General features: G+C 60.4%; 18 protein-coding genes. 5 read left to right on the top strand and 13 right to left on the bottom strand.

Annotated elements, in window-relative coordinates:
- Positions 1 to 220 precede the first annotated feature (220 nt).
- Positions 221 to 1,162 carry an ornithine carbamoyltransferase gene (argF, locus tag AADW57_RS10540; RefSeq protein WP_341666850.1) on the bottom strand — a complete coding sequence of 314 codons (942 nt, stop codon included), beginning with the start codon at positions 1,160 to 1,162 and terminating at the stop codon, positions 221 to 223.
- Between the two features lie 256 nt (positions 1,163 to 1,418).
- Between argF and AADW57_RS10535 the strand changes: the two genes are divergently transcribed.
- On the top strand, positions 1,419 to 1,727 hold the full coding sequence (locus AADW57_RS10535) for a DUF3579 domain-containing protein (protein ID WP_341666849.1): 309 nt from the start codon (positions 1,419 to 1,421) through the stop codon (positions 1,725 to 1,727).
- A 24-nt stretch (positions 1,728 to 1,751) separates the two neighbouring features.
- Here AADW57_RS10535 and AADW57_RS10530 read toward each other — a convergent pair whose 3' ends face one another.
- The 10 genes from AADW57_RS10530 to AADW57_RS10485 form a co-directional block, all read right to left on the bottom strand.
- Positions 1,752 to 2,714, bottom strand: a complete 963-nt coding sequence (locus AADW57_RS10530) for a 2-hydroxyacid dehydrogenase (protein WP_341666848.1) — start codon at positions 2,712 to 2,714, stop codon at positions 1,752 to 1,754.
- Between the two features lie 156 nt (positions 2,715 to 2,870).
- Positions 2,871 to 3,134 carry a 30S ribosomal protein S20 gene (gene rpsT, locus AADW57_RS10525; protein ID WP_316989528.1) on the bottom strand — a complete coding sequence of 88 codons (264 nt, stop codon included), beginning with the start codon at positions 3,132 to 3,134 and terminating at the stop codon, positions 2,871 to 2,873.
- Between the two features lie 59 nt (positions 3,135 to 3,193).
- On the bottom strand, positions 3,194 to 4,747 hold the full coding sequence (gene murJ, locus AADW57_RS10520) for a murein biosynthesis integral membrane protein MurJ (RefSeq protein ID WP_341666847.1): 1,554 nt from the start codon (positions 4,745 to 4,747) through the stop codon (positions 3,194 to 3,196).
- Positions 4,748 to 4,765: 18 nt separating this feature from the next.
- On the bottom strand, positions 4,766 to 5,530 hold the full coding sequence (locus tag AADW57_RS10515; RefSeq protein WP_341666846.1) for a 3-hydroxyacyl-CoA dehydrogenase: 765 nt from the start codon (positions 5,528 to 5,530) through the stop codon (positions 4,766 to 4,768).
- 61 nt (positions 5,531 to 5,591) lie between these two features.
- Positions 5,592 to 6,248, bottom strand: coding sequence for an adenylate kinase (gene adk, locus AADW57_RS10510; RefSeq protein WP_341666845.1), 657 nt, complete (start codon positions 6,246 to 6,248; stop codon positions 5,592 to 5,594).
- A 113-nt stretch (positions 6,249 to 6,361) separates the two neighbouring features.
- The gene (gene kdsB / locus AADW57_RS10505) at positions 6,362 to 7,126 is read right to left on the bottom strand and encodes a 3-deoxy-manno-octulosonate cytidylyltransferase (RefSeq protein ID WP_341666844.1); all 765 of its coding nucleotides are present in this window, start codon (positions 7,124 to 7,126) and stop codon (positions 6,362 to 6,364) included.
- 1 nt (position 7,127) lies between these two features.
- Positions 7,128 to 7,313, bottom strand: coding sequence for a Trm112 family protein (locus AADW57_RS10500; protein WP_341666843.1), 186 nt, complete (start codon positions 7,311 to 7,313; stop codon positions 7,128 to 7,130).
- 4 nt (positions 7,314 to 7,317) lie between these two features.
- Complete coding sequence (gene lpxK, locus AADW57_RS10495; RefSeq protein ID WP_341666842.1) at positions 7,318 to 8,394, bottom strand: tetraacyldisaccharide 4'-kinase; 1,077 nt, start codon at positions 8,392 to 8,394, stop codon at positions 7,318 to 7,320.
- Positions 8,391 to 8,795, bottom strand: a complete 405-nt coding sequence (locus tag AADW57_RS10490; protein WP_341666841.1) for an ExbD/TolR family protein — start codon at positions 8,793 to 8,795, stop codon at positions 8,391 to 8,393. The genes lpxK and AADW57_RS10490 overlap by 4 nt, the downstream gene beginning before the upstream one ends.
- Positions 8,795 to 9,400 carry a MotA/TolQ/ExbB proton channel family protein gene (locus AADW57_RS10485; RefSeq protein ID WP_341666840.1) on the bottom strand — a complete coding sequence of 202 codons (606 nt, stop codon included), beginning with the start codon at positions 9,398 to 9,400 and terminating at the stop codon, positions 8,795 to 8,797. The genes AADW57_RS10490 and AADW57_RS10485 overlap by 1 nt, the downstream gene beginning before the upstream one ends.
- A 423-nt stretch (positions 9,401 to 9,823) precedes the next feature.
- Here AADW57_RS10485 and xseA point away from each other — a divergent pair, with 423 nt between their 5' ends.
- The 3 genes from xseA (at position 9,824) to pcaF (ending at position 13,370) form a co-directional block, all read left to right on the top strand.
- Positions 9,824 to 11,170, top strand: a complete 1,347-nt coding sequence (gene xseA, locus AADW57_RS10480) for an exodeoxyribonuclease VII large subunit (RefSeq protein ID WP_341666839.1) — start codon at positions 9,824 to 9,826, stop codon at positions 11,168 to 11,170.
- 50 nt (positions 11,171 to 11,220) lie between these two features.
- Positions 11,221 to 11,799, top strand: coding sequence for a superoxide dismutase [Fe] (sodB, locus tag AADW57_RS10475; protein ID WP_341666838.1), 579 nt, complete (start codon positions 11,221 to 11,223; stop codon positions 11,797 to 11,799).
- 365 nt (positions 11,800 to 12,164) lie between these two features.
- On the top strand, positions 12,165 to 13,370 hold the full coding sequence (pcaF, locus tag AADW57_RS10470; RefSeq protein WP_341666837.1) for a 3-oxoadipyl-CoA thiolase: 1,206 nt from the start codon (positions 12,165 to 12,167) through the stop codon (positions 13,368 to 13,370).
- 1 nt (position 13,371) lies between these two features.
- Here pcaF and AADW57_RS10465 read toward each other — a convergent pair whose 3' ends face one another.
- Both AADW57_RS10465 and AADW57_RS10460 read right to left on the bottom strand, forming a co-directional pair.
- Positions 13,372 to 13,842: a DUF192 domain-containing protein gene (locus tag AADW57_RS10465; protein WP_341666836.1), complete on the bottom strand. Its 471-nt coding sequence runs from the start codon at positions 13,840 to 13,842 to the stop codon at positions 13,372 to 13,374.
- Positions 13,843 to 13,884: 42 nt separating this feature from the next.
- Complete coding sequence (locus tag AADW57_RS10460) at positions 13,885 to 14,130, bottom strand: cold-shock protein (protein WP_341666835.1); 246 nt, start codon at positions 14,128 to 14,130, stop codon at positions 13,885 to 13,887.
- A 163-nt stretch (positions 14,131 to 14,293) separates the two neighbouring features.
- Here AADW57_RS10460 and clpS point away from each other — a divergent pair, with 163 nt between their 5' ends.
- Entirely contained in the window at positions 14,294 to 14,617 is a 324-nt protein-coding gene (gene clpS, locus AADW57_RS10455; protein WP_341666834.1) for an ATP-dependent Clp protease adapter ClpS, read from the top strand.
- The last annotated feature ends 53 nt before the right edge of the window (positions 14,618 to 14,670 follow it).

Below are 14,670 nucleotides of genomic sequence, written 5' to 3'. Positions count from 1 at the left end.
ACCCAGCCAAGCTGACCTGCTAAGGCGGGCATGGCGAGAACCCGAGGTTCTCTCTGCTTGGCCTAAACGGCCCAATCGATACGAAAGAAACCCCGAAATTTCTCGAAAAGCCAATAAAAACCCCCCAAATAACAAGCCCTTAAAACCGGTGTGCCGGTTCCTGGACGTGCTGTTTGGGGGTGTGGAGCGCGGCAGGAGCCGCCCTGAGCCGCTATGGCGATCAGGCGTTCTGGCGTCCCAGGATCAGGAATTCCATCAGGGCTTTTTGCACGTGCAGCCGGTTCTCGGCTTCGTCCCAGACCACGCTTTGCGGCCCGTCGATGACCTCGCCGGTGACTTCCTCGCCACGGTGTGCAGGCAGGCAGTGCATGAAGATGGCGGATGGATCAGCGGATGCCATCATTTCCTCGTCTACGCACCAGTCGGCAAACGCTTTGCGGCGTTCTTCGTTTTCGGCTTCGTAGCCCATGCTGGTCCAGACGTCGGTAGTGACCAGGTGCGCGCCCTTGCAGGCTTGCAGGGGGTCGTCGAACTCCTGGAGCACGCTGGCAGGCGGGTTGCCCGTGCGGGCCGATTCCAACTTATAGCCGTTGGGTGCCGACACATGCAGGGTAAAGCCCAGGATCTCGGCAGCTTGCAGCCAGGTGTAGGCCATGTTGTTGGCATCGCCGATCCAAGCCACGGTTTTGCCGCGAATGTCGCCCCGATGTTCGATGAAGGTGAAGATATCGGCCAGGATCTGGCAGGGGTGGTATTCGTTGGTCAGGCCGTTGATGACCGGCACGCGCGAATGCGAGGCGAAGCGCTCCAGGCGGGTCTGCTCGAACGTGCGGATCATGACGATATCGACCATGCGCGAAACGACGCGCGCGGTATCTTCGATAGGCTCGGAGCGACCTAGCTGCGAATCGGTGGTGGTCAGGTGGATGACGGAGCCGCCCAACTGGTACATGCCGGCTTCAAAAGAGACGCGGGTGCGGGTGCTGGCTTTTTCGAAAACCATGGCCAGGGTGCGGTCGTGCAGCGTGTGGTGCGGCTGGTAGCGCTTGAACTTGTCTTTGATCAGGCGCGCACGTTCCAGTACATACAAGATCTCATCGTGAGAGAAATCGCGAAACTGCAGAAAGTGCCTGAGCGGTCCTGCTTGCACGGTGGCATCCATAAAAAATCCTGCGGCAAAAGAAAAACATCTTACCCTGTCCGGGCTTTTAGAGCAAAGTCGCCCATGTTCCCGGCACTTGCAGCCAGTCAGATTGCAGGGAGTGACAAAAGTGGGGAGGGAGCTTGGCCGGACCAAGAATGTCAAGCGGCTTAATTTGAAGGCCGAAAAGGATACGGAGCCGTCCGATCGGATACAATGCGGGGCGGGGGAAACAACGGCGTCGCCTCTTTGGCCGGCGCGATCAGTCTTTTTTTCTATGACAGAGCCAGTTAAGCAACTTGTAATTCATGGTGTGACCCGGCAGGATCAACGTTTTCGTCCCAGCGACTGGGCCGAGCGCTTGGCCGGCGTCATGTCCCAGTTCCGGCCGGCCGGCATGGCGGGCGGCCATCTGACCTATTCGCCGTATGTCGTGCCGCGCCTGATCGATGGGGTGCGCTGCGTGGTGGTGGATGCGCGCCTGCGCGAGATTGAACCTTTGGCCTGGAAGTTTGTGTGCGGTTTTGCCGACGACAATAACCTCAAGACCAGCGGCATCAATCCTGCCGATATGAGCAAACCTTAATCCAGATGTCTGCGTAGCCCTGATTCAAGCAGGGCTTTTTTGCGTCGGATAGGGAACGGGCGTGAGCAGTTTGCCAGTTTCCTGAAAATGCAAAATATTATCCAGTGCCAGGCCCAGCATGGCGGCGCGGGTTTCGTGTGTGGCGCTGGCCACATGCGGAGTCAGAACCACCTGATCCAGTTGACGTAGCGCAGCGGGCACCTGCGGCTCGCATTCAAATACATCCAGCCCGGCACCGCCCAGCCGTCCTTCTTGCAGGGCCTGTACCAGTGCGCGTTCGTCCACGACGCTGCCACGGGCAATATTAATTAGAATGCCGCGCGTACCCAGCGCATCGAGCACGGCGCGGTTGATCAGACCTCGTGTTTCGTCGCCGCCTACAGCCGCTACGACCAGAATATCAGCCCAGTGGGCCAGCTCGATCAGCGAAGGCTCGTAGTGCCAGCTGATGTCTTTGCGAGGGCGGCGGTTGTGGTAGCGTAACTGCATATCGAAGCCGCTGGCCCGCTTGGCGATGGCTTGACCGATTCGGCCCAGGCCGACAATACCCAGTTTCTTGCCGCTGACGCGGGTGGAAAGCGGAAACCCGTGCTCGTGTGTCCATTGCCCGGCACGGACATAGCGATCGGCGGCACTGACGCGCCGGGCCGTATCGAGCATCAGCGCCCAAGCCAGATCGGCGACGCAATCGTTCAGCACATCCGGGGTGTTACTGACGGCCACGCCGCGCTGATGCGCATGGCTGCGGTCTATGGCGTCGAATCCGACACCGATATTGCAGATGCCCCGCAGTGCAGGCAGCGTGTCCATGAAAGCAGCCGTGATCGGCGTGGTCGCGGTAGCCAGCACCAATTGGACGCGCTGGGCAAGGGCGTCGGGCAGGGGTTGGGTTTCATCGTTCAAGACCCGCTCGTAGTATTGATCGACGCGCTGCAGGGCAGGGTGATCGGGCAGGGGAACGAGTTGGAGCAAAATGGGGCGGGTCATGGAAGTCCGTGAAATGCGGATTCAAACCCGTAACTTAGCATGTTTGCCGGGGTGGGCAATGCGATGGTTTTTCGGCCAATAAAAAAGGGGTGCTGGGCACCCCTTCTTATCTGGTTTTTAGGCCAGGGCCGATTAAACCATTAAAACCAACTGCGATTAGGCAAGAGCCTTGATGGCAGCGGACAGGCGGCTCTTGTGGCGAGCAGCCTTGTTTTTGTGGATGATGTTTTTGTCAGCCACGCGATCGATGATGCTGGTTGCTTTGCGAAAGACTTCGTTGGCAGCGGTCTTGTCGCCGGCATCGATTGCCTGGCGAACACGCTTGATCGCGGTACGCAGCATGGAACGGATGCTGGCGTTGTGTTTGTTGCGGGCCACTGCTTGGCGGGCGCGCTTGCGAGCTTGTGCGGAATTAGCCATATGTATTTGTTAAGCCTAAGTTTTAAAGTTTAATCGGCAAAGACAATGATTTTAAGTCATCAACCCCGCTTTGTAAAGTAAGAGGGTCGAAAACCCAACACAAACAGCAGGCCCAAATAGGTGATGCCGCTGGCAGCCAGTACGCCACTCATCCACAGTACGCGCAGCAGCGGCGTGCTGCCCAGCGCGATCCAGTCGATGTGCCGGTCCGTCAGCAGCAGCACGGCGGCCAGCGCCAGCAAGGCGGGTATCAAGCGCAGGAAAAAGCCCAGCCAGTCGCGGCGGGGGCGGTAAATGCCACGGCGGATCAGCAGCGTCAGCAAAGTCAGGGCATTGACGGTGGCACCCAGTCCGATAGATAGCGCCAGGCCAGCATGGGCATAGTAGGGCACCAGCAGCAGATTGAACAGCTGGGTCAGCACCAATACGGCGATGGCAATTTTGACCGGCGTGCGTATGTCTTGCTTGGCATAGAAACCGGGGGCCAGGATTTTGATGGCCAGCAACCCGACCAGTCCTACCGAATAGGCTCCTACGGCCAGGCGGGTCTGGGCGACATCGGCTGCTCCAAAAGCGCCATAGTGGAACAGGGTGGCCACCAGTCCGTCCGACAGCAGCGCCATGCCCAGGGCGGCTGGCAGGCCCAGTAACAACACCAGGCGCAGGCCCCAGTCCAGCAGGGCGTTGTAATTGTCGGCGTCATCCTTGGCGTGAGCGGCCGAGAGCTTGGGCAGCAATACGGTGCCCAGGGCAACGCCAAGCAACGCGGTGGGAAACTCCATCAGACGGTCAGCGAACGACAGCCAGGTGACGCTGCCGGCCTGCAGCCAGGTGGCGATATTGGTATTGATCAGCAGGGATATCTGCGCCACCGACACCCCTAGAATGGCCGGCAGCATTTGCCGCAGAATGCGGCGCACGGTGGGGTCGCGGCGCGCCTGGCCGAGCTGCAGCGAAAAGCGCGGCAACAGGCCCAGTTTGGCCAGCGCGGCCCATTGCACGGCCAGTTGCGCCACGCCGCCGGCCATCACGCCTATGGCCAGCGCATAGATGGGAGTGTCCATGCGCGGAGCCAGAAAAATGCTGGCGGCAATCATGGACAGGTTCAGCAAAATGGGCGTGAAGGCAGGAACGGCAAAGCGGCTCCAGGTGTTGAGCACCCCCGAAGCAAAAGCCACCAGCGACATGCAGATGATGTAGGGAAACATCAGCCGCGTCATGGTGACGGCGGCACCAAATTCCTGCTGTCGTTCGGGCGCAGTCATGCCGCTGGCCATGGCACTGACGACCCAGGGGGCGGCCAGAATGCCGATGGCGGTGACCGCCATCAGCGCGACGGTCAGTAGCAGTGCCACCCGGTCCAGCAGTTGGCGCACCCCCTCCTGGTCATTTTCTTTGCGGGCCTGACCCAGGATGGGGACGAAGGCTTGCGAAAATGCGCCTTCGGCAAACAGCCGGCGCAGCAGATTAGGAATGCGAAACGCCACCCAGAAGGCGTCGGTCAACGGCCCGGCACCAAAGGCGCGGGCAATCAGGATATCGCGCACCAGTCCCGTTATCCGGGACAGGAGCGTCAGGCCACTGACTGTGGCCGCCGAGCGGAACAGACCCATGAAAGCGCAGCAGAAAAGTTATTTCGGACCCATGCGGATGGCACCGTCCAGCCGTATGGTCTCGCCGTTAAGCATCTCGTTGGTGATGATGCTGTGCACCAGTCGGGCGTAATCGTCGGGGCGGCCCAGGCGGGAAGGGAAAGGGATGCTGGCGGCCAGCGAGTCCTGGACTTCTTGGGGCATGCCGAACAGCATGGGGGTGCCGAAGATGCCAGGGGCGATCGTCATGCAGCGTATGCCGGTCTTGGCCAGGTCGCGCGCCAGTGGCAGCGTCAGGCCCACCACGCCGGCCTTGGAAGCACCATACGCGGCCTGTCCGATCTGGCCGTCGTAGGCGGCTACCGACGCGGTGTTGATGAGCACGCCGCGTTCGCCGGTCGGCTCGGGGTTGTTGCTGCTCATGGCGGCAGCGGCCAGGCGACACATATTGAAGGTGCCCACCAGATTGATCATGACCACTTTCTGGAACAGATCCAGGCTATGCGGGCCGTCGCGGCCGACGGTGCGCGCGGCAGGAGCCACGCCGGCGCAGTTGACCAGGCCGAACAGGGGGCGGGCGGGGTTACCGGTGGCCGCCTGCACAACCGCCTGTGCGTCTTCTTCGCGGGTGACATCGCAGCGCAGATAGCGCTGGCCCAGTTCCTGGGCCAAGGCATGGCCCGCGTCGTCCTGGATATCGGCGATAAGCACGTCGGCACCGTGCTCGACCAGCATGCGCGCTGTGCCGGCTCCCAGGCCGGAGGCACCGCCGGTTACGATAAAGGTCTTGTTGCTGATCTGCATGGCATGTCTCCTGCGGATAAATAGAGAACCGGCCCCAGAGGGGCCGGTTGCGGGGTCGGTCTTATTTTTGCAGTGCGTCCAGAATGCGCTGGCGGATGTCTTCCACGCTGCCTACGCCGGAAACCTTGCGGTAGGCGGGAGCCTGAGCGTCGCCGGTGGCCGACCATTGCGAGTAGTAATCGACCAGGGGTCGGGTCTGCTCGCGATAGACAGACAAACGGTGGCGCACGGTCTCTTCGCGGTCGTCGTCGCGCTGCACCAGGGCTTCGCCGGTCACATCATCCACACCGGGGGTTTCTGGTGGGTTAAAGGTGACGTGGTAGCTGCGGCCGCTGGCCGGATGCACGCGTCGCCCACTCATGCGTTCGATGATGCTTTCTTCGGGCACATCGATTTCCACCACGAAATCCAGTTTGACCTGGGCGCTTTTCAGGGCGTCGGCTTGCGGGATGGTGCGTGGAAAACCGTCGAACAGATAGCCTTGTTCGCAATCGGCCTGTTGCAGGCGATCACGCACCAGTCCGATGATGATGTCGTCCGAGACCAGGCCGCCGGCATCCATGATCTTCTTGGCTTCCAGGCCCAGAGGGGTCTGTGCCTTGACGGCCGCGCGCAGCATATCGCCGGTGGAAATCTGGGGTATGCCAAATTTTTCCGTGATGTAGGCTGCTTGGGTGCCTTTGCCGGCACCGGGGGGACCGAGCAGAATCAGTCGCATGAGTTCCTCCAGTAAGTGCTTGTATCCGATTGTCGCTTGATGTTTGCTTGATTATGCCGCAACGCAGCACAATTCGAGCGTTTCTCATTCGGGCGGAGCAGAAAAAAGATCTTTTATAACCGATTTGCGAAGTGCGCGCGTACTCTTTCCAGGTCTTGGGCCGTGTCCACCCCCGCAGCAGGCGCGTGAGTCAGGCGATGTACCATGATCTGGAAGCCATTCTCCATGGCCCGCAGCTGTTCCAATGACTCGTAGTGTTCCAGCGGCCCGCGCGGCAATTGCGCAAAGCGTTGCAGGAAGCGATTCCGGTAGGCATACAGGCCAATATGGTGCAATGCGGGAAGTCCGGGTGCCAGTTGCCGTTCGCCCTGGGCCAGCGCATCCCGTGCCCAGGGAATGGGGGCGCGGGAAAAATACAGCGCCCGGCCCTGCAAATCGCATACGACTTTGACGGCGTTGGGATTGAACAGGGTATCGGCATCCAGGACAGGCGCGGCCAGAGTGGCGATGTCAGCCTGGGCGTGGCGGGCCAGCAGATCGGCGGCGGCATCGATGTGCTCCGGGGCGATCAGGGGTTCGTCGCCTTGGACGTTGACCACAATTTCCTGGTCCTGCAAGCCGAGCAATTGCGCAGCCTGGGCCAGGCGGTCGGTCCCGGTGGGGTGCTCGGAGTCGGTCAGCAGGGCTTCAAAGCCATGCTGGCGAACGATGCCGGCGACCCGCTCGGAGTCGGTAGCCACCAGTACCTGGCGCGCGCAGGATAAAGCGGCCTGCTGAGCGCAGCGCACAACCATAGGCAGGCCGGCGATGTCCACCAGGGGCTTGTCGGGCAGGCGAGTCGAACCCAGACGGGCCGGGATGATGACGGTGAAGTCCATATCAGGCGGCCGGGCTGTCCTGGGCGTCCAGGCGGCGGGCTTGATCGATCAGCATGGTGGGAATGCCGTCGACGATGGGAAAGGCCAGCTTGTCGGCTTTGCAGATCAGTTCCTGGTGTTCGCGGTCGTGGCGCAGAGCGCCTTTGCACAGCGGGCAGACCAGGACTTCCAATAAACGAGTTTGCATTGTTCTAGCTCCGGGTAAAAGGTGAGGAGGCGGCGCGGCGCAGGCGCAATTGGCCGTCCAGCTCCTGAATCCAGTCAGGGCGCGTAAAGACCGGCAGCACATCCACGGCCCATAGGCGAGGATCGTTCATGTTTCGGCATTTTACGGCGTCTTTGCGGGTGATCAGTATGGGGCCTGTGCCCAGATCGGCGAAATCCTGCCGGCTTAGCGCGGCGTGGTCGGGCCGGGCATGGGTCTGGCTCAGCGTCAGGCCGTTCAGGCGCAGCATGGAAAAAAATCGCTCCGGCTGGCCTATGGCTGCCAGCGCCTGCACGGCCGTTTCGCCCTGCCGGTCGCGCCACTCTGCCCAGTCTATGCACCGACCGCTGGCCAGATGTTCCAGGCGGTGCGGGGCCAGCGTCATGCTCAGGCAGCGTGCCGGGTCCTGGGGGTGGGGCGTGTCTGGCTGGGGCTGGTCGGCATTGAGTTGGGTGATCAGCCAGTCGGCCCTGCGCAGACGGGTCGGCGGTTCGCGCAATGGCCCGGCAGGTAGCATCAATCCGTTGCCAACGCCGCGTGCGTCCTGGACCACCACTTCCAGGTCGCGTTGCAGCGCCAGGTGCTGCAAGCCATCGTCGGAGATAATCAGGTCGACGTGGGGAAAGGCGCGTAGCAGCGCCTGGGCGGCCAGTACGCGTTTCGGGTGTACGGCAATTGGTGCCTGGGTTTGCGCTGCGATCAGGGCAGGCTCGTCGCCAAACTGAGCGGCCTGCAGTTCACCCTGGCCGATGCGTGGCTCTGGACCGACGGCCACGCCGTAGCCGCGGCTGATAATGCCCGGCGTCCAGCCCAGCGCGCGTAATTGCGTGGCAAGGGCTTGCACGACGGGTGTTTTGCCGGCTCCGCCTACAATGATGTTGCCGACTACGACAACGGCGACCGGACAGCGATACGAGGCTGTCGGATCGTGCCGGATCTTTTGTTCTTTGCGACGCACCAGCCAGCCGGCCAATGCAGACAGCGGGCGCAGCGTCATGCTGAACAGGCCGCGGCGCTGCCATTGGCGGTGCAGCCAGAGGGTAAGCCGGGTCGTCAGATTCATGGGGCCTGAGTGGCGAAATGGATACGTTCTATGCCGGCCTGACGGGCGGCTTGCATCGCCTGAACCACGGCGAAGTGGGGAGCCTGGCCGTCGGCCAGAATAAGAAGGGCGGGCTGCTCCTGGGTGGGTGTTTGCTTTAACGCCCGAGCCAGGGGCTCGGGGCTATCGGCATCCAGCCAATCGCCGTTCAGCGCGTAGCGGCCGTCCTGGCTGATGGCCAGCAAGAGTTCGGCTGGCTGTGCAGCTTGCGCCTGAGCCTTGGGTAAGGATACGTCCAGCTGGCGCTGGCGCGTGAAGGTGCTACTGGCGGCCAGAAAGATCAGCACGACCAGCAATACATCGATTAATGGCACCAGATTTAGCTCTAGCTGATCCTGGTCACGGGCGCGTCGAAAGCGCATCAGGGCATCCTCTGGCTGATCAAACGGTCCAGCGCTCCGGCTTCGGTTTCCAGACGGTGCAGCAAAAAGTCGGCACGGCTGCGGAAATAACGGTGAAAAATCAGGGCGGGAACGGCGATCAGAATGCCGAACGCCGTGTTGTACAAAGCCACCGAAATGCCGCGGGCAATCAGGCTGGGGTCGCCGCCGGCCGGATCGTAGGCGGCGAAAATATCGATCATGCCGATGACGGTGCCGAACAGGCCCAGCAATGGGGCGATGACGGCGATCGTGCCTAGCGCCGGAATATAGCGGTTCAACTGATAGTCGATGTCCTTGCCGGCGGCTTGAACGGCGTCCTGGCGCAGCGCCGGGTCGTCGTGCCGGTGCTGCAGGGCCGTGGCCAGAACGCGGCCCAGCGGGGAGTTATCGCGCAGGCGTGCCAGGGAGTCGTCCTGGATGCGGTCCTGACGGGTCAGCTCACCGATCTGGCGTGCCAGTCCGGCAGGCAGGATGCGCGTAGTGCGCAGCGCCAACAGGCGTTCCAGGATCAGGGCCAGAGCCAGGATGGAGCAGGCCAGCAGCAGCCAGATAGGCCAGCCGGCGGCATCGATAAGGGCAAGCACGGGTCGGTTTCCGGACGAAAAAAATCAGTGTCTATTGTAGAGCCGTCGTCGACATTCAGGGGGCGCTTCGCAATGGTCGCGGTACACTTTAAGGCCGTTTTCGTGTCCTTGAGTAGAAAAAGGAGCGTGAAATGGCGTGGATGCTTGCTTGGCGGCGGGTATCCACAGAATCTGTGGATAATTCTGTGTATAAAAAGTCCGTTAGGGCCGTCAGCGGTGGCCTGGCGGTTCCCTGGTTAATTTTCGACCAAATTTTTATATTTATAAATAATATTTAAAATCAATTGCTTGTGGCTGATTTATGAACTTGCTTGTCATGATTGAGGCGGAAGTGGTTGTGCTGTTTGCTATTTGACAAAACCATGACATTTGTGGATACGCAGCGCTGGGAAACCCGCTCCGGAGAGTGTTGGCGAGGAAAATGTGACGTATTATCAAGAATCTAAAGACGCCTCTGTCTGGACAGTGGCGCAGCTTAATCGCCGGGTCAGTCAGTTGCTGGATGAGCATATGCCGGTGGTCTGGGTGAAGGGCGAAATTTCTAATTTCACGCAGGCCGCATCGGGGCATTGGTATTTCTCGATCAAAGACGATAAGGCGGCAGTACGGGCCGTTATGTTCCGGGGGCGGGCCCAGTCCGTGGGATTCGTGCCTAGGGCGGGCGAACGCTTCGAGTTCCGCTGTAGCGTGACGCTGTACGAGCCGCGCGGCGACTTCCAGGTGCAGGTCGAGGGTATGCGCCGCGCCGGCCAGGGCGATCTGCACGAGGCTTTTCTGCGCCTGAAAAATCAGTTGCAGGCCGAAGGCTTGTTCGATCCGCAGCGTCGACGCCCGATTGCTCCATTGCCTGCTTGCGTGGGTGTAATTACATCATTGGCGGCCGCAGCCTTGCGCGATGTGCTGACCGCGATGGCGCGGCGTGCTCCGCATGTGCGGGTTGTCATTTATCCGGCACCCGTCCAGGGAGCCGATGCGCCGGTGCGTTTGTGTCAGGCGCTGGAGACGGCCATTGCTCGGGCGGAAGTGGATACGCTGCTGCTGGTGCGCGGCGGAGGTAGTCTGGAAGACCTGTGGAGCTTTAACGACGAGGCGTTGGCGCGTGCGGTGGCGGCCAGTCCGATTCCGGTGATTAGCGGGGTGGGGCACGAAACCGATTTTACGATGGTGGATTTCGTGGCCGATCTGCGTGCCCCTACGCCCACCGCAGCGGCCGAACTGGCTTGCCAGGCACGGGCGGATCTGCTGGATCAGCTCGGTGCGCGCATGGGGGCCATCCGCCATGGCATGCAACGGCACCTGGAGCGGGCGTCGCTGCGACTGGATCGCGCGGTAGCCATGTTGGTTTCGCCTGGTCAACGTATCGCCCAGCAGCAACAGCGGCTGGACGGCCTGACCCATCGCCTGCAGCGCCTGGCCGGAACGGTGCCCGAGCGTTCGCAACAACGGTTGGAGACATTGGTGTTCCGATTGCAGCGCAACTTGCCGCAGGTGCAGCCGCATCGTCAGAGTGTGGATGCGTTGCTGCGTCGTCTTCAGCAAGCAGGTGGGCAAGGCTTGGTTTTGCGGCGCCAGCGACTGCAGGCCGCGCAGCAAACCCTGCAGGCATTGTCGCCTCGCCTTATAGTCAATCGCGGATATGCTATTGTCCGCAACGCCCAGGGGCAAGTGGTGCAAAATGCGTTAGACTTAAACATTGGTGAACGACTCGATGTCGAGTTGCGTCGCGGCAGCGTTTCGGTAGATGTGGTGCGCGCGCACGATCTGCTCTAGGCCGCGTCCGTTCCGGATACCAAACACGGTTTTTTTAAGAAGGAATTGAAATGGCATTCACTCTTCCAGCTCTTCCCTACGAACTCAACGCACTTGAGCCACATGTCTCCAAGGAAACCCTGGAGTTCCACTACGGCAAGCACCATCAGGCGTACGTCACCAACTTGAACAATCTGGTGGCCGGCACCGAATTCGAAAACGCTTCTCTGGAAGATGTGGTCAAAAAGTCCTCCGGCGGTGTGTTCAACAACGCGGCCCAGGTCTGGAATCACACCTTCTACTGGAACAGCCTGTCCCCCAACGGCGGCGGCGCTCCAAGCGGCAAATTGGCTGACGCCATCAACGCCAAGTGGGGCAGCTTCGATGCGTTTAAAGAAGCATTCACCAAGTCGGCCGTGGGCAACTTCGGTTCGGGCTGGACTTGGCTGGTCAAAAAGACCGACGGCTCCCTGGATATCGTCAACACCAGCAATGCCGGCACCACGCTGACCTCCGACGACTTGGCCCTGCTGACCTGTGACGTCTGGGAACACGCTTACTACATCGACTACCGCAATGCGCGTCCCAAGTACCTGGAGCAATTCTGGAACCTGGTGAACTGGGATTTCGCTGCACAAAACCTGGGTTAAGTTTCCGGGTCGCTCTGCCGCGTCACGCGGCGCAGCAGGTGCCATCAAACCGCCGACCGCTTGCGTGTCCGGCGGTTTTTTTTTTTTCTTGGCCAATGGATTTGCCGTCGGATAGAAGAAGTTCGAACGGCTCCATGCGCTTCTTTGTTAGAACACTTTCATGAAACATCAGGGCAAGGTGCTCAAGCGACCCAGTCGGGTGATTCCACGTGTTCCGTTAACCCTTAAAATAGACCATTGTGTGGACAGCCCTGTTGTGCCGGCTACAGCGGGCGCGCAGGCGGACTATCATCACTTGATTAAGCATTGACCCTTGTTGTCATTGGCTTGCAAGCGATTTTGTTTATTTTATCGGGATGAGTTTCATGAGTCAGGATGCCTTTATCTGCGACGCTATTCGTACACCTTTCGGACGTTATGGCGGTGCTTTGGCTGCCGTCAGGGCGGATGATCTGGGTGCGGTGCCCATGCATGCGCTGATGCAGCGCAACCCGCAGGTGGACTGGGCTCGTCTGGATGACGTCATTTATGGCTGCGCCAATCAGGCCGGTGAAGACAACCGTAACGTGGCGCGCATGTCGGCATTGCTGGCCGGTTTGCCCATCGAAGTGCCGGGCGTAACTTTGAACCGCTTGTGCGGTTCGGGCCTGGATGCGATCGGTTCGGCGGCGCGTGCGATCCGTTCGGGCGATGCCGCTTTTATATTGGCGGGCGGGGTCGAGAGCATGAGCCGTGCGCCTTTCGTCATGGGCAAGGCCGAGAGCGCTTTTACACGCAATGCGGCCATTTACGACACCACCATCGGTTGGCGTTTCATCAATAAACGTATGAAGGAACAGTACGGCGTCGATTCCATGCCTGAAACCGCCGAGAACGTCGCCCAGCAGTTCCAGGTGTCGCGCGAGGATCAGGACTTGTTCGCGCTGACCAGCCAGACACGCGCGGCCGCCGCCCAGCAGGCCGGGTATCTAGCCCAGGAAATTACGCCAGTGCTGATTCCGCAGCGCAAGGGTGACCCTTTGGTGGTGGATACGGACGAACATCCACGCCAGACCACATTGGAGACACTGACGCGCTTAAAGCCTGTTGTGCGGGCCGACGGCACGGTGACAGCCGGCAATGCCTCGGGCGTGAACGACGGCGCGTGCGCGCTGCTGGTGGCCAGCGAGTCCATGGCCCGGGATCAGGGTCTGACTCCGCGTGCCCGCGTCGTGGCGATGGCCTTTGCCGGCGTGGAGCCGCGCATCATGGGCATAGGCCCGGCACCCGCCAGCCAGAAAGTGCTGGCTCTGGCCGGCCTGACGCTGGATCAGATGGATGTGATCGAATTGAACGAAGCTTTCGCAGCCCAAGGCTTGGCCGTCACGCGCCTGCTGGGCTTGGCGGACAACGATCCTCGCGTCAACCCCAATGGCGGGGCGATTGCCTTGGGGCATCCGCTGGGTGCCAGCGGCGCGCGTCTGGCGATGGCAGCCATCAACCAGTTACACCGCACTGGCGGACGCTACGCCTTGTGTACCATGTGCATCGGTGTGGGCCAGGGCGTTGCGGTGATTTTCGAGCGCGTCTGATCTAACGCGGTGCTTTAGGCAGGCCGGTGATGCGTTCGCCGGCCTGTTTTTTTGCCTTCGCGAACCAGCCTTGCTCCATTTCCAGCGCATAGCGAACCGGGCGAACCGGGCAGTGCGATTGCAGATCAAACGGTTGCATGGCCTCGATATTGGCGATGACGCCATCCTGGTCAATGAAGGCGATGTCCAGAGGCAGGGGGGTGTTCTTCATCCAGAAGCAGGGCATGCCCTCTTGGGCGAACACGAACAGCATGCCGTGATCGGGTGCCAGACTCTTGCGACCCATCAGACCGGTCGCGCGTGAATCGGGGCGGTCGGCCACTTCGGCCTGTATCTGTGTCTTGCCCATCGTCAGGGTGCGCATGGGCAGGGGTTCTTGGGCCTGAACGCTGCCGGCCAGCAGTAATGTGGCCCATGCGCAGGCAAAAAAAACAGGGCGCTGTGGCCCTGTGGTAATACGGGAATAATACATGTATTGCGGGTCTGCTTTTGTTAGAATCGAGAGCGCAGGATTTTAAGGGGAAGTGATATTCAGTGCTTGCTTGCCTTTGGGGCCCTGGGCAACTTCGTACAGGACTTTCTGGCCCTCCTTCAAGGTCTTGAATCCGTTCATCTGGATAGACGAAAAATGGGCGAAGAGGTCTTCTCCACCATTATCTGGCGTAATAAACCCAAAGCCCTTGGCATCGTTGAACCATTTGACGGTACCGGACAGCTTCTGATTGTCTCCAGCGTTGGCGGTGGTGGTTGTTTCCGACATGCTTCCTGCCTCTCAACTATAGTGTAAGGTTGATACTTTTTTTCGGCCCCTCCCCGGGCCTTCGATGGCGCCATGTCGGTTTTTCCGAAATTGACACCATCAAGCGGATAATGCTTAATTTTGTTACCCCCAGTCAACCTATGGAAAGCACTTAGTCAGTCCTATGGCCATTCAGATCGACAAGCACGGCGAGACCACACTCGAGCGCCAGTCGGCGCGCCTGGCGCCGCCGCCCATGTACCAGGTTATCCTGCTCAATGACGACTACACGCCCATGGAGTTCGTGGTGGGCGTGCTCGAGCGCGTGTTTGGCAAAACACCCGAGGAAGCCGAGAAGCTGATGCTTAAAGTACATTACGAAGGGCGTGCCGTTTGCGGCGTGTATCCGCGCGACATTGCCGCCACCCGGGTGGAGATTGTCCGCCAGTTGGCCCAGTCCCGTCAGCATCCGCTGCAGTGCGTCATGGAACCGGTGCCCGATGCCTGATGGACTAATGGTTTACCGGGTTGTTCATATCTGGCAAATTAGACATAGAATAG

The sequence above is a fragment of the Alcaligenes sp. SDU_A2 genome, assembly GCF_038237375.1.
GTDB lineage: Bacteria > Pseudomonadota > Gammaproteobacteria > Burkholderiales > Burkholderiaceae_B > Alcaligenes.
Note: the sequence above shows the minus strand (reverse complement) of the source record. Positions and strands in the feature narration are given on the sequence as shown.

What these genes read in the sequence shown, in the direction of transcription:
- pcaF (WP_341666837.1), top strand. Translation starts at nt 12,165, where the DNA reads ATGAGTCAGGATGCCTTTATCTGCGACGCTATTCGTACACCTTTCGGA.
- AADW57_RS10500 (WP_341666843.1), bottom strand. Translation starts at nt 7,313, where the DNA reads ATGCAAACTCGTTTATTGGAAGTCCTGGTCTGCCCGCTGTGCAAAGGC.
- AADW57_RS10490 (WP_341666841.1), bottom strand. Translation starts at nt 8,795, where the DNA reads ATGCGCTTTCGACGCGCCCGTGACCAGGATCAGCTAGAGCTAAATCTG.
- AADW57_RS10515 (WP_341666846.1), bottom strand. Translation starts at nt 5,530, where the DNA reads ATGCAGATCAGCAACAAGACCTTTATCGTAACCGGCGGTGCCTCCGGC.
- clpS (WP_341666834.1), top strand. Translation starts at nt 14,294, where the DNA reads ATGGCCATTCAGATCGACAAGCACGGCGAGACCACACTCGAGCGCCAG.
- AADW57_RS10535 (WP_341666849.1), top strand. Translation starts at nt 1,419, where the DNA reads ATGACAGAGCCAGTTAAGCAACTTGTAATTCATGGTGTGACCCGGCAG.
- sodB (WP_341666838.1), top strand. Translation starts at nt 11,221, where the DNA reads ATGGCATTCACTCTTCCAGCTCTTCCCTACGAACTCAACGCACTTGAG.
- rpsT (WP_316989528.1), bottom strand. Translation starts at nt 3,134, where the DNA reads ATGGCTAATTCCGCACAAGCTCGCAAGCGCGCCCGCCAAGCAGTGGCC.
- murJ (WP_341666847.1), bottom strand. Translation starts at nt 4,747, where the DNA reads ATGGGTCTGTTCCGCTCGGCGGCCACAGTCAGTGGCCTGACGCTCCTG.
- lpxK (WP_341666842.1), bottom strand. Translation starts at nt 8,394, where the DNA reads ATGAATCTGACGACCCGGCTTACCCTCTGGCTGCACCGCCAATGGCAG.
- AADW57_RS10460 (WP_341666835.1), bottom strand. Translation starts at nt 14,130, where the DNA reads ATGTCGGAAACAACCACCACCGCCAACGCTGGAGACAATCAGAAGCTG.
- AADW57_RS10530 (WP_341666848.1), bottom strand. Translation starts at nt 2,714, where the DNA reads ATGACCCGCCCCATTTTGCTCCAACTCGTTCCCCTGCCCGATCACCCT.
- argF (WP_341666850.1), bottom strand. Translation starts at nt 1,162, where the DNA reads ATGGATGCCACCGTGCAAGCAGGACCGCTCAGGCACTTTCTGCAGTTT.
- kdsB (WP_341666844.1), bottom strand. Translation starts at nt 7,126, where the DNA reads ATGGACTTCACCGTCATCATCCCGGCCCGTCTGGGTTCGACTCGCCTG.
- AADW57_RS10465 (WP_341666836.1), bottom strand. Translation starts at nt 13,842, where the DNA reads ATGTATTATTCCCGTATTACCACAGGGCCACAGCGCCCTGTTTTTTTT.
- adk (WP_341666845.1), bottom strand. Translation starts at nt 6,248, where the DNA reads ATGCGACTGATTCTGCTCGGTCCCCCCGGTGCCGGCAAAGGCACCCAA.